Genomic DNA, 13,141 nt, shown 5'->3' on the forward strand with positions numbered 1-13,141 from the left:
TGAGCCATGGCCAGCCTCGACCTGATTGATGTGGTGAAATTTTACGGCGAACTCGAAGTACTTCATGGCGTCGATCTGCATGTTGATGACGGCGAGTTCGTCGTGCTGGTTGGCCCCTCGGGCTGCGGCAAATCCACACTGTTGCGCATGATTGCCGGGTTGGAGACCATCTCCTTCGGCGACGTGCGTATCGGCGATACCATCGTCAACGACCTGCAGCCAAAAGCCCGTGACATCGCCATGGTGTTCCAGAATTACGCGCTCTACCCCCATATGAAGGTGCGCGACAACATGGCCTTCTCGCTCAAGCTGTCCCGGCGCAGTCGAACCGAAATCGACGCCATGGTCGATCATGCCGCAGGCATTCTCGACTTAGGTCATTTGCTGGATCGCTATCCGCGCGAGCTTTCTGGCGGCCAGCGCCAGCGCGTCGCCATGGGCCGCGCCATTGTCCGCGATCCCGCCGTTTTTCTCTTCGATGAACCCCTATCTAATCTCGATGCCAAACTGCGTGTGCAGATGCGCGCCGAGATCAAGGCGCTGCACCAGCGCCTCAAGGCAACGACGGTCTATGTCACGCACGACCAGATAGAAGCCATGACCATGGCCGACCGGATCGTGGTCATGCGCGACGGCTATGTCGAACAGGTTGGCACGCCTCTCGATCTCTATGACCAGCCTGCCAATGTCTTCGTTGCAGGCTTCATCGGGTCGCCTTCGATGAACCTGATCGGCGGTGTTGTTACCGACAAGGGAGTGCGAACCGAGGGCGGCACCATTTGGCCCATGCCGGCGCAAACGTCAGGCGTCACAGAGGGCCAGCAGGTCGTCATCGGTCTGCGCCCGGAGCATTTTATGTTGGCCGACGATGGTTTTGTCGCTACCATCAATCTGGTCGAACCCACCGGCTCGGAAACCCATGTCGCGCTCGATATTTTCGGTGAAACGCTAACCGCCGCATTGCGTGAGCGCATTGTGCTGACTCCCGGGGCCACCGTGAATTTGGCTCCGCGCCTAGATTGTCTGCACCTATTCGACAAGGCCAGCGGGAAGAGGCTTTCTCTGTGACATCATGATACTGCGCTTGTCGATTAAGTTGGTGCGGCGGTAGGCAGTGCGTCGCTTTCACCCTCGACCAGTTCCATCGGCCAGATCATGTGGACCTCGCCCAGCGGATATTGGGCTTGATATTCGGGCATAGTGGCCAAGAGAGATTCTGCCACAGCGATGCCAAGGTCGCGAAGTGACAGGCGAAAGCAGGTCAGCGTTGGCGACAGGAAACGGGACTGTGGCGACTCACGGAAGCCGACTACGGCGATATCGGTGCCGGCTTGCAAACTGGCTTCGCTGAGGCGGCGATAGAAACCAATGGCCATCAATTCATAAATCAGCATTACGGCGGTTGGGCGCTCGGGCATATTCAGCATCTGGTCAGCCGCGAGATAGCCGCCCTGTTCGCTCGTTTTTGCCCGGATCACGAGCTCTGGATCAAACGGCAGGCCATGACGTTCGAGTGCCGCCTTATAGGCATCAAGGAACACGTAACCAAGGTTGATGTCTGTGGGTGGTATGGTGATTGCAATGCGATGGTGTGATTGAGTGACTAACCGATCCACCGCACGGTTAGCCACCCCTTCGAAGTCCAGATCAATCCAGGGATGGGTGTCGCCGGCATCCGAGCGGCCCAAGCTGATGAATGGAATTTTGGAGCGGGCCAGGAAATCGACACGCGTGTCGCGGTGTTGGGTCGATGTCAGGATCATGCCATCAACCAGACGGCGGCCGACGATGCGCTGGAGGTAATTACCGGGGTCTTCATCGGAGGAGCAGGGGAGTACGATCAGATCCAGTTCATGGCGGGCCAGCACGCTCTGCAATCCGTCCATCAGGCCGACAACGAAATTATCGCTGTTGGCAGCGGTTTCTGGGCTGGTTTCGATCATCAGGCCAATAACACTGGTCGAGCCCCTGCGCAGCGCTCGTCCAGCCTGGTTGGGCATGTACCCGAGCTCGACGGCGGCAGCGAGGACGCGCCTGCGGGTATCTTCGTTGACATCGGGCTTGCCGTTGAGCGCCCGGGAAACGGTGCCGATCGAGATGTTTAGGTGCTGCGCCAAGCGCCGAATGCCCTTCATCGATCCTGCGGTCTCCACCGTTGTGAAATAATTTCTCGTGTCCCGTTTGGCACGAAACGTCGTGCAAATATAGAGCTTGGATTGCAAGCGAGCGAAAGTAGCGCGTCTGCGGTTAGTTCAGCATCCGTGACCTGAAATGTTCCTGCGACCCATTGACACCATCGGCGCGTCAAATATATCCTCGTAAACGTTTACGGGGGCAGCTCTGCAAATTTCCGCAAAGACGGTTGCGGTAGAAAGGAAGCTGATCCACTGGGGAGGTTATTTTGTCATTTCGTGCGGTTCTCGCTGGTTGCGGCAATATGTCAAAAGGTTGGCTTACGGCCATTGCCGAAAGCGCGCTTGTTGTCGGCCGCGTAGAAATTGTTGGTCTGGTCGATCTTGATCTGGCGACGGCGCAGACACGTGCAGCGGAATTCGGGCTGACCAACGTCGCGGTCGGCACAGACATTGATGCCTTATTGTCCCAAACCAAGCCTGACCTGCTGTTTGACGTCGTAGTGCCGGTGGCGCGTCGCGCCGTGGTCGAGGCGGGGTTGTGCCATGGTTGCCACGTCTTGAGCGAAAAGCCGATGGCCAATTCCTTGTCCGACGGCAAGTCGTTGGTCGAACTGGCGGCCAAGGTCGGTCGCATCCATGCCATCATACAGAACCGTCGGTTTGTCGCTGGAGTACGCCGGATAAGACAATTGATCAAAAGTGGCGCATTGGGCAAACTGAGTTCACTTAACTGCGATTTCTTTGTTGGTGCGCACTTTGGCGGTTTCCGCGACGAAATGGAGAATCCGCTGCTGCTGGATATGTCTATCCACACCATGGACGCTGCGCGCTTCATGGCGGACAAGCTGCCGCAAGCGGTGTACTGCCTCGAAACCAACCCCAATGGTTCCTGGTATACACATGGCGGCGCGGCCAATGCGATTTTCGAGCTTTCCGACAATGTGGTGTTCAACTATCGCGGCTCGTGGTGCGCCGAAGGAGCGACGACGAGCTGGGAATCGGCGTGGCGGATCATCGGCTCCAAGGGCACGCTGATCTGGGATGGGGCCGACCATTTTGAAGCCAAAGTGGTAGCGAACGACACTGGATTCCTGCGCGAACTGCGCTTTATAGACGTGCCCGCGCCTGCCAATGATGCCCAGACCCACGGTCATGCTAGCGTTTTGGCCGAATTCCTTGATGCCGTCGAAACTGGCCGCAAGCCCGAAACCGATAGCTCCGACAATATCAACAGCCTAGCCATGGTGTTTGGTGCGATCGAAAGCGCCAAGAGCCACCGCCGGGTCGAGATCTCAATCTAGGGAAATATTGCAGTGACGATTCCAACAAAATCCATTCGCGTCGGGACCATGGTCAGCGCTTCGTCAGGCAAGGCTGCAGAACGCATCGGGCAGATTGCCGATATGAGCTTTGAGAGCTTTGAGCCATTCTTCTGGCAGACTACCAATGGGCAGGATCTGGCGGAACTGGGCAAGCGTTCGCTTGATGCTATCGGCAACCGCGACATCACCATCTCGACCATCGGCATGTTCGGCAATCCACTGGAGGATCAGGATATGGATCGCCAAACGATGCAGGGCTGGAAGGACTGTATCGACAATGCTCACCATTTCGGTGCCACCTGCGTAGCGGGATTTACCGGGCGTATCCGCAACAAACCGCTGACTGATAGCCTGCCGCGCTACAAGCAAGTGTGGTCCGAACTGGCCAAGCGTGCTGCCGACAAAGGCATCAAAATCGCCTTTGAAAATTGCGCCATGGATGGCAATTGGGCGACTGGCGATTGGAATATCGCGCACAATCCTGATGCGTGGGAACTGATGTTCAACGAAACGCCGGAGGACAATATCGGGCTCGAATGGGAGCCTTGTCACCAATTGGTCTATCTCATTGATCCTATGCCTCAAATTCGCAAGTGGGCGCACAAATTCTTCCACGTTCATGGCAAGGATGCCACCATTCGTTGGGAAGTAATCAGGGAGCATGGGATATTCGGCAAGGAAAAATTTGTGTTCATGCGCACCCCCGGGTTCGGCGATACCAATTGGACCGATGTGATCTCGGAACTGCGACTGGCTGGTTATACCGGCTCCATCGATATCGAGGGCTGGCATGATCCGGTTTATCGCGATGCACTGGAGATGACAGGGCAGGTCCGGGCGCTCAATTACCTCAAGGAATGTAGGGGCGGCGAATTCGTCGTTGATCCTACCTGAATGCCAACAGTAGGTCCCGCAGAGGACCAAGGCGATTTCATACGTAACGCGGCGCCCGCCGCACAATGGGAGGACTAAGATGAGAAAATCGATACTGGCTATGGCGATGGGCGCCATGGTGCTGACGACTGGCATGGTTCACGCGCAGGAGAAGACTTTCAACATCTGGTGGTTTGAAGATGCCGATTCTGCCGAGGGAATCGCCTGGAGCCATGCTCTTGACGAACTCAGAGCCAACCACCCCGATGTGACTGTCAACTTCGAGCAAAAGACCTTTGCCCAGTTGCAGGCCTCAGGCAGCATGATTCTGAATTCCAGCCAGGCGCCCGACCTACTCGAGTACAACAAGGGCAATGCCACAGCCGGTCTGGTTTCGAGCCAAGGTCTTCTGTTGCCGCTCGATGATGCTTTCACCGCCCAAGGGTGGGACAAGATCCTGAATGAAGGCGATGTCGTGCTGAGCAAGTACGACGAAATGGGCATCTACGGTTCGGGTCATATCTGGGGCATTTCAGTCTACGGCGAGTATGTCTCGGCATTCTACAATGTGGACATGTTCGACAAGGCCGGTCTGACGGTTCCGACCACGATGGACGAACTGGTTGCCGATTTTGAAGCGTTCAAGGTGCAGGGTATTATCCCACTCGCCCTGGGCGGTGCCGATACCAGCGGCCAGCACGTTCTGGCTTCACTGGCCTACACCAAGGCTGACGACGCCTGGATACAGAATTATCAGGGGCTTAGGGCTCCACTCGATACAGCGCCCTTTCTATATGCTGCCCAGACCATGGTTGACTGGGTCGCCAATGGTTATGTCAGCAAAGACTCGACCGGTATGAATGACGACGACGCGGCCCTGCAGTTTATGTCGGGCAAGGCGCCGATATACATTTCAGGTACGTGGAACCTGGGCAAATTCAACTCCAATATCAAAGACTTCAAGTGGGGTCAGTTCCTGGTTCCGACCCCGAAGTATTCGGTTGGTTCCACCGGCAATCTTTGGGTGGTCCCGAAGGGCTCCAAAAATGTTGAGCTCGCTGAAGAGTTCATCAGCCTAACCTTGTCACCGAAGTACCAAACTGAAATGGCAAATGCCGGTGGCGTGGCAATTGCGGCTGATCCCGCCACGATCACCAATCCGGTCGGCAAGAATGCCGCCTCCGTGTTCAAGGAAATCTCTGACAAGAACGGTCTGGGCTTCTACCCCGACTGGCCGGTTCCGGGCTTCTATGACGTTTTGATCCAGAAGGTCGCCGGATTGCTGCAGGGCACTTCAACTCCAGACGAGTTCGTCGCCCAATTGAAGCAGGTTTATGATGACGCGCAGGAAAACCAGTAGGGTCTGAGCTTGTTGGGCCGCATCTTCCTTTCGATGGTGCGGCCCAACAGAATTGGAGGGGAAAATGGCCGACATCGGCGGTGCGTCAACTGACGATAAGCGAAGTTACTATTTTTATATGTTACCAGGCGCCATCGGCTTTGTGGTGATTGTTCTCATTCCGCAAATCGCCAATTTCGCGCTGAGTTTTACCAGCTGGAAGGGTGTCGGCGTGCCCCGCCTTGTGGGCTGGCATAACTACCTGAGGCTTTTGACCGACGGACAGTTCTGGGGCTCGATGAGCCACACGCTGCTGTTCATTATTTCCATGACCATCATTCCAGTGGTGCTGGGACTAGTTCTCGCGGCGCTGCTGTTTGATTACATTCGCGACGAATTTGGTGAGGCGGTTTCCAGCCTGTTTCGTGCCGGCTTTTACCTTCCACAAATTCTTCCGGTCACAGCTGCAGGCGTGCTCTGGGGCTGGATTTTGAGCCCGGTTGGCGTGGTCAATACCATTCTCGATGCCGTTGGCTTGGGTGGCATGGCCCAGAACTGGTTAGGCGACGCGACCTTTGCGCTACCGGCCGTTTCTTTTGTAATTGTATGGATTCAGGTGGGTTATTGCCTTGTGGTGTTTATGGCTGGCCTGTCGCGCGTTGATCCTGCGCTATATGAGGCCGCCGAATTGGATGGCGCGGGGTGGTGGCATCGTTTGGTGACGATCACCATTCCGATGCTGGCACCCGAAATTTTCGTCGTTGCGCTGACAACCCTGATTGCGGCGCTCAAGGTGTTCGCACCGATTTTTGTATTGACCTCGGGTGGGCCGGATAACGCGACGCTGGTGCCGTCATATCTGACCTACTACCACTTCTTTACCACCCAGCGCGTTGGCTACGCGGCCGCGATCGCTGTGGTGCAGACCATCCTCACTGTTGTGCTGGCGGTGATCTTCCTGCGCTTCCAGGCGCGACAAGAGTCGAAGGAGTAGGTCATGGCCAACGTAACCCTGAGCCAAGGCTCGAATTCTTTCGCTGATGATGCGTATCAGCCGCCGCGGCGCAGCCCGCTGCGCTGGGTGGTTCTGTTCATACTGACGCTGCTTCTGTTACTTACGCTGTTTCCGTTCTTTCTGGCGGTGATCAATGCGATAAAGACCGCTGCCGACTATGCAGTGGGTGGCCCATTGTCGCTGCCGAGTTCCATCGATTTTGGGTCGCTCCAGAAGTTCTGGAATGTCTCCGATTTCAGTCGGAAGCTGGTCAACAGCGCGATCATCAGCATAACGGTGGCAGTTTTCGGCGTGCTGATCAGCCTGTTCAACGCCTATGCCATTGGCATTGGCCGGATCAAAGGTTCGCGTATATTTCTGGTCATCTTTCTACTCGGCATCATGGTGCCGCAGGAATCGATTGTTTATCCGCTGTATTACATGGCCAAAGCCACCGGGCTTTACGATACCCAACTTGCCGTGATCATCATCTTTGCCGTGATCCAGAGCGCCTTTGGAACATACTTGCTGTCGTCAGTGCTCAGAAGTTTCCCCAAGGAAATCATCGAGGCGGCGGAGATGGACGGTGCCAACCGGTGGCAAGTGCTATGGCAGGTGGTTGTCCCCGTATTGCGGCCATCGCTGATGGTGGTTGGTACTTTCTTTTTTATCTGGACCTGGAACGAATTCCTGATCCCGCTGGTGATGCTGGTATCCAACAACAATCAGACTGTCGCCGTCGCCATGGGCCTGACGCGTGGGCAGAACATGTCCGACCCAACGTTCAGCGCTGCGGCGTCGATGTTAGGTATTGCACCGACCCTGCTGTTCTTCCTGGTCTTCCAACGTACCCTGACGCGCGGCGTCGTGGTGGGGGCCGTCAAATGATCCAAAGAATCACGTTTATTCTGCCAGTCCTTGGAGCCGTAAAATGAGCGATACCCAAATCGAACTGAGCAATATCAATAAGCACTACGGTACATTCCACGCGCTCAAGAACGTCAATCTGCGGATCGAGAAGGGTAGTTTCGTGGCCTTGGTCGGGCCGTCTGGCTGCGGTAAGTCCACGCTCCTGCGATCGCTCGCCGGGCTGGAAAGCATTTCCGGCGGAACTATGCGGATCGCTGGCAACGTCGCCAACAACGTGCCGCCACGCAAGCGTGACGTCGCCATGGTGTTTCAATCCTATGCGCTTTATCCGCATATGACCGTGGCCGAAAATCTCACCTATTCGCTGCGAATCAAAGGCATAAAGAAAGCCGAGGCCCGCAAGGCCGCAGAGGAAATTGCAACGACCACTGGGTTAACCGGGTTGCTGGATCGCTACCCGCGCGAACTATCGGGCGGACAGCGCCAGCGGGTCGCCATGGGCCGCGCCATCATCCGCCATCCCAAGGCGTTCCTGTTTGATGAGCCACTGTCGAACCTCGATGCGGCACTGCGCGTACAAATGCGCAAGGAAATCCGCAGCTTGCACGATCGGCTGGGCGCCACCTCGGTTTATGTCACCCATGACCAGATCGAGGCGATGACCATGGCCGACTTTGTGGTGGTAATGCGTGACGGCGTCATTGAACAGCAGGGTCGCCCGCTGGAGCTTTACGATACGCCGAGCAACAAGTTTGTCGCCGGCTTTATCGGCTCGCCGGCAATGAATTTCGTGCCGGGCACAATATCGGCCAATGGCACCGAAGTCGTTCTGGATTTTCCTGATGCCCCTAGCATCGTTTTGGGTCGCCAGGTCGAACCCAATCGCAAGGTCACAGTCGGGTTGCGGCCGGAACACTTAAGCGTGGTATCGCTCGATGAGGCCAGCATCACAGTGTCGGTGCAGGCGGTGGAATCGACTGGCTCGATGACATATGTCACCAGCGCCACCACACCTGAATTGACCGTGGTTGAAACCGGTCGCAGCGGTGCCAAATCGGGCGAAACCGTCGGCGTACGCATTGAGCCAAGTAACATCCATTTGTTCGACAGCGCGACCGACCAATCGATCTGAATTGATTCTGAATGTCGGACGGCATTGCTGGAAGTGCCTGTCGGCGGCCAGACATTGCCGCTTTGACGAGTTTAGTGCACGACCGCCTGCTGGTGCAACTTGAGAGCTAGTTCGCCGCCAAGCCGGTCTCGGTGCTGTTCACGCAAGGCGTTAGCAGTGCCAGTGTCTACAAGTGGATGTCCAAGTAGCTGTGCCCGGCTGCCCGGCGCATCTGAATGCCTGGGCCTCCAATTTTGAAATTCAGGAATATTTGGTAATAGGCACGCTCGAATGCGACGCCCGTTGCCCTCGCAGCACAGGCTTGAGTGCTGAATGCACGTCAGTAATGCCCCGGTCTCGGCGGCGACTTCGACGAAAAAGAGGTTGAGCGCCACAGCGATAGCAACGGCGGACGCAAGCTTGCTGGCGGTAACTGGGTATTAAGTGTTTTTTATTTCACCACAGTACAAGTGTAATTGCGGTCGGCGGTTTCACTTTTCATTGACAAACTGTCTGAATAATAGGGCCACAAAAATCTGGGATCGCGCAATCAAGGAATAGATCCATGAAATTGACAACACTTGTTATTGCCTCATCAATAGTTATTGCATTGTCCAGCGCTGGCGCCGTTTTGGCGGACGATTGGACCGCGGATCGCCTACGTGGCATCGTAATGCAGCTTGATGGCACAGATTGGCGCCCGGTCGTACGTGGGGAAGTCATTTCTGATGATCGCCATATTCGCACACTTGCCAGCGGGCGGGTCGAGTTCGTGCGTGGTGCTGAGCGCATTTCGGTGGGGGGCGACACCGACATTCAGATATCTGATGCCGCTGGCAGTCGGCGCATGACAACAGTTTTACAACTGATCGGCACCGTATCGATTGAGGCCGAGCGCAGGAATGTGCAGCATTTCTCTGTTCTGACGCCCTATCTGGCGGCCGTCGTCAAAGGAACGCGGTTTACCGTTCGCATCCGTAATGGGGCAAGCAACGTTGTGGTCGACCGTGGTGTGGTGCAGGTCCGTGACACTGTGCACGATGTTATAGCAAATGTGATACGCGGCCAGGCTGCCTCTGTATCCGACGATGAAGTGCTCCAGGTCTCGGGGCCTGGCGCCGTGTCCACAGTTCAAACGCTTAAGGGGGAAATCGTCGAACGCAACGATATTGTAGAAAAACTTAATTCTGACAACAGCCGCAACAACAGCGGCGGCAACGGCCGCGACAAAAATGTCGGCAACCACTACGGCATTAGTGGAGGAAGCGGCCACGGCAATACTGGTGGAAATGGCAATAGAAGCGGTGGTAGCGGCGGCGGGAATAACGGCGGAGGCGGGGGTAGTAACGGCGGTGGCAATAACGGTGGAGGCGGGGGCAGTAACGGCGGCGGTAATAGCGGTGGAGGTCATGGCGGAGGTAACCGGCATTGATGGGCAGTATGCCTCTCCGATTGTGCAATAGCCTGGAGCGGGCGACCGGATGCCTCTGATCGAGGTTCTGTCCCGCAGCAGGCGACGCGCTCAGTGACACCGGGTCCGAAACGCCAACGCCAACGCCAACGGAGCGTGGTGCCTGGGCAGGCCAGTGGTGGCCATTAAGAGATTAATAGTTTGGTTGGCCTAGACTTGCTGGGGGCAAGTGCCTGCGGCGTCCTTACAAGGGCGCAGTTCCAATTTCCTGTGAGCCGATGCAAAAAATTCCGAGAAATATCAGACATTGGTCGGAACAGGCATATCGTGGTGCTCTAACCCTTTGTCTGTTGCTCGTCTTAGGATTTGCAAGTCAACAAGACCTATTTTCTACATTAGACGGATCAGTCGAAAATTTGCACTTCCAAGCCTCGTCGCGTCCAGCGAGTGGCGAAATAGTCTTTGTCCAGATCGACGGAAAGAGTCTCTCCCAGCTTGGGGTTTGGCCGTGGCCGCGCCGACTTCATGCACAGTTGCTCGATAAGATCATCGCCATGGGTGCGAACGAAGTCGCTTTCGATATTGACTTCAGTGCCGCGTCATTTGCGCAAGAGGATAGTATATTTGCAGACTCTCTAAAGCGCGCAGGCGGTTACGCCTATCTCGCCGCGTTCCAGCAGGTGGCTGATCCCCAGGGCGAGATTCAGTTGAATCGGCCGATTGATCTCTTCGCCCAATATGCCGATCCTGTTTTGGTCAACGTCGAAGCTGGCCCGGCAACCCTGCTGCGTCGCGTCGCGGGTGGATTGACGCAAAGCGACGGGCGCGTCGTCCCCTCGATGGCGCAGGTTCTGGCGGACTCCAGCGCGGCCGTGAATGTGCCCGTGGCAATAGATTTTAGTATCGATTTGCTGAGCGTTGACCGGATTTCTGCTTCCGAAATTATCCGCGGCGACGTGGATCCTGCTCGCATCGCAGGCAAACAGGTTGTGATCGGCGCCAGCGCCATTGAATTGCGTGACTTATTCGCGGTGCCGCGGTTCGGCATTGTGCCGGGCGCACTGGTCCAGATTGCTGCCGCCGAAACTCTCAAGGCTCATCGCGCCTTGACCATGCTTGGCTATTGGCCGGGGCTTGTACTGGCAATAATGTTGTCGGTATTGGCTCTAAGGTTTGCACCGAAACTGCGGCGTTGGCAGGAAGCCGGAATCTATATAGTTGTCGGCATTGTTGTCGAATCTGTGACGTTCCTTTCGCTCAAACTGTGGGCGATAAGCTGCGATACGGGCGTTGTTCATGCGGCCCTGATGGGGCTCTTGGCTGTGAGTTTGACCGTTGAACTTGCCTCACGGCGCCGAGAACAAGGCCGCCTACAGCGCCAGCGCGAGGTTATGCAACGCATTCTGGACCGTGTTGTCACTGACAGTTTTGGTGGCATCCTCGTGGTTGACGACACTGGAATGATCGTGGCGGCGAGTGCGGCGGCGGGTCAAATCCTGGGCCGCAAGCAGGATCTTCAGGAATGCCAGTCGAACAAGGTGCTTCCGGCCGAACTTCTTGCTCATCTTGCACAACCGAATGTTGGTGTGCCTCAACAATGTGGCTGCGAAATTGCGGGGCAACAGCGCACTCTCGAACTGGTTGTAACAAGATCATGGATTCCGGATGCGGAAGAGGACAGAGGTCAGCGCGAGATTACCTGTCTTACTTTCCAGGACATCACCGAACGTCATCGCCAGGAGGCACGACTGGCGTACCTGGCGCAACATGACTCCGTCACCGGCGCATTGTCGCGCCAGACCCTGGTCGATCAGATCGAGACAACGCTGTCGTGCGGCCGGGATTGTGCGGTCATCGTCATCCAGCTTACCCGCTTGCAAATTGCCAATGAGGCCTTGGGCCACGAGATTGGCGACCGCGTCTTGGAACTGGTTGTTGAACGGCTGCGCGCCATAACACCGCACCCGGCGCGACTTTCTGGTGATACTTTTGCCGTTGCACTCGCCGGTGTTTCGAACGCCAATGAATTGAGCAAGCTATGTGACAAAATTCTTGACGCAATGCAGTCCCCCTTCCATGTCGATAGCCATACAGCGATTCTGGACGCCCACTTGGGCGTCACTACATCGCGGATATCGGGATCGGACGCGGCGGGGTTGTTGCGCCATGCGGATATTGCGCTCACCCAGGCTTCCGTCGAGCCTAACCGGCGGTTTGCAATGTTCGCTGCTGAGCTTGAGGCCGGCATCAGGGCACGGCAGAGCCAAGACATCTCTCTGCGCCGAGCGTTGCGGAAAAATGAGTTCCATCTGCTGTTTCAGCCGCAGGTCGATCTGGTCACACAGGAGGTCATCGGGGTCGAAGCGCTTGTTCGGTGGCAAAACGGGGCCATGGGAACGGTGTCGCCTGCCGATTTCATTCCGCTGGCCGAAGAGACTGGTTTGATTGTTGCAATCGGTGAATGGGTCTTGCAGGACGCCTGCCAAAGGATTGCCGCCTGCGATTGGCAGGGCCGCCTGTCGGTAAACGTATCGGCGGTTCAGTTCGAACTGAGTGATATGGTGGGCACGGTGAAGAAGGCACTGGCGATGTCTGGTCTGGATCCCAGCCGTTTGGATCTCGAAATCACCGAAAGCCTGTTTGTCGATAACAACAGCAGCATCATGTTCGCACTTGATGCGCTGCGCGATATGGGCATCGGTATCGCGATGGATGACTTCGGGACGGGATATTCGTCCCTTAGCTATCTGGCTCGGCTGCCCATTGATAAGATGAAAATTGACCAGAGCTTTGTGCGTGGGCTGCCAGAACCCGATAGTCTGGCAATCGTGGAAACAATAGTAACGCTTGCCCATCGACTTAAAAAAACAATCGTCGCTGAAGGAATCGAGACTGAAGAACAACGATCAATTCTGAAGGACCTGGATTGCGAGGTCGGCCAGGGTTATCTTTTCGGCAGGCCGGTTACCCTCGCCGAACTGGGGATAGACCGCGCAGAACCGAAGCGTGTGAACGCAGCGGGGTAATTGATAGCCCGCATGTTGGCATGATCTGTTGGCGACTGCCTTAGTCAGCCTCCAACAACC

10 protein-coding genes are annotated in these 13,141 nt (G+C 56.2%); 9 read left to right on the plus strand and 1 reads right to left on the minus strand.

Going from position 1 to position 13,141, the window contains the following annotated elements:
- The first annotated feature begins 6 nt into the window (after positions 1 to 6).
- Positions 7 to 1,068 (plus strand): ABC transporter ATP-binding protein, encoded by a 1,062-nt coding sequence (locus tag PSQ90_RS10620; RefSeq protein WP_282210289.1) that lies wholly within the window; start codon positions 7 to 9, stop codon positions 1,066 to 1,068.
- Positions 1,069 to 1,091: 23 nt separating this feature from the next.
- Here PSQ90_RS10620 and PSQ90_RS10625 read toward each other — a convergent pair whose 3' ends face one another.
- Positions 1,092 to 2,135, minus strand: coding sequence for a LacI family DNA-binding transcriptional regulator (locus tag PSQ90_RS10625; protein WP_282210290.1), 1,044 nt, complete (start codon positions 2,133 to 2,135; stop codon positions 1,092 to 1,094).
- 266 nt (positions 2,136 to 2,401) lie between these two features.
- Between PSQ90_RS10625 and PSQ90_RS10630 the strand changes: the two genes are divergently transcribed.
- The 8 genes from PSQ90_RS10630 (at position 2,402) to PSQ90_RS10665 (ending at position 13,081) form a co-directional block, all read left to right on the plus strand.
- The gene (locus tag PSQ90_RS10630) at positions 2,402 to 3,436 is read left to right on the plus strand and encodes a Gfo/Idh/MocA family protein (protein ID WP_282210291.1); all 1,035 of its coding nucleotides are present in this window, start codon (positions 2,402 to 2,404) and stop codon (positions 3,434 to 3,436) included.
- A 12-nt stretch (positions 3,437 to 3,448) separates the two neighbouring features.
- Entirely contained in the window at positions 3,449 to 4,351 is a 903-nt protein-coding gene (locus PSQ90_RS10635) for a sugar phosphate isomerase/epimerase family protein (protein WP_282210292.1), read from the plus strand.
- Between the two features lie 79 nt (positions 4,352 to 4,430).
- A complete protein-coding gene (locus tag PSQ90_RS10640; RefSeq protein WP_282210293.1) occupies positions 4,431 to 5,690 on the plus strand; it encodes an ABC transporter substrate-binding protein in 1,260 nt (419 codons plus the stop codon).
- 64 nt (positions 5,691 to 5,754) lie between these two features.
- Positions 5,755 to 6,663 carry a carbohydrate ABC transporter permease gene (locus PSQ90_RS10645; RefSeq protein WP_282210294.1) on the plus strand — a complete coding sequence of 303 codons (909 nt, stop codon included), beginning with the start codon at positions 5,755 to 5,757 and terminating at the stop codon, positions 6,661 to 6,663.
- A 3-nt stretch (positions 6,664 to 6,666) separates the two neighbouring features.
- Positions 6,667 to 7,551, plus strand: a complete 885-nt coding sequence (locus tag PSQ90_RS10650; protein WP_282210295.1) for a carbohydrate ABC transporter permease — start codon at positions 6,667 to 6,669, stop codon at positions 7,549 to 7,551.
- A 43-nt stretch (positions 7,552 to 7,594) separates the two neighbouring features.
- The gene (locus PSQ90_RS10655; protein WP_282210296.1) at positions 7,595 to 8,665 is read left to right on the plus strand and encodes an ABC transporter ATP-binding protein; all 1,071 of its coding nucleotides are present in this window, start codon (positions 7,595 to 7,597) and stop codon (positions 8,663 to 8,665) included.
- Between the two features lie 544 nt (positions 8,666 to 9,209).
- Positions 9,210 to 10,076 (plus strand): FecR domain-containing protein, encoded by an 867-nt coding sequence (locus PSQ90_RS10660; RefSeq protein ID WP_282210297.1) that lies wholly within the window; start codon positions 9,210 to 9,212, stop codon positions 10,074 to 10,076.
- Positions 10,077 to 10,333: 257 nt separating this feature from the next.
- Positions 10,334 to 13,081: an EAL domain-containing protein gene (locus PSQ90_RS10665; RefSeq protein WP_282210298.1), complete on the plus strand. Its 2,748-nt coding sequence runs from the start codon at positions 10,334 to 10,336 to the stop codon at positions 13,079 to 13,081.
- Positions 13,082 to 13,141 lie beyond the last annotated feature (60 nt).

The organism is Devosia rhodophyticola (assembly GCF_028816475.1).
GTDB classification, from domain to species: domain Bacteria; phylum Pseudomonadota; class Alphaproteobacteria; order Rhizobiales; family Devosiaceae; genus Devosia; species Devosia rhodophyticola.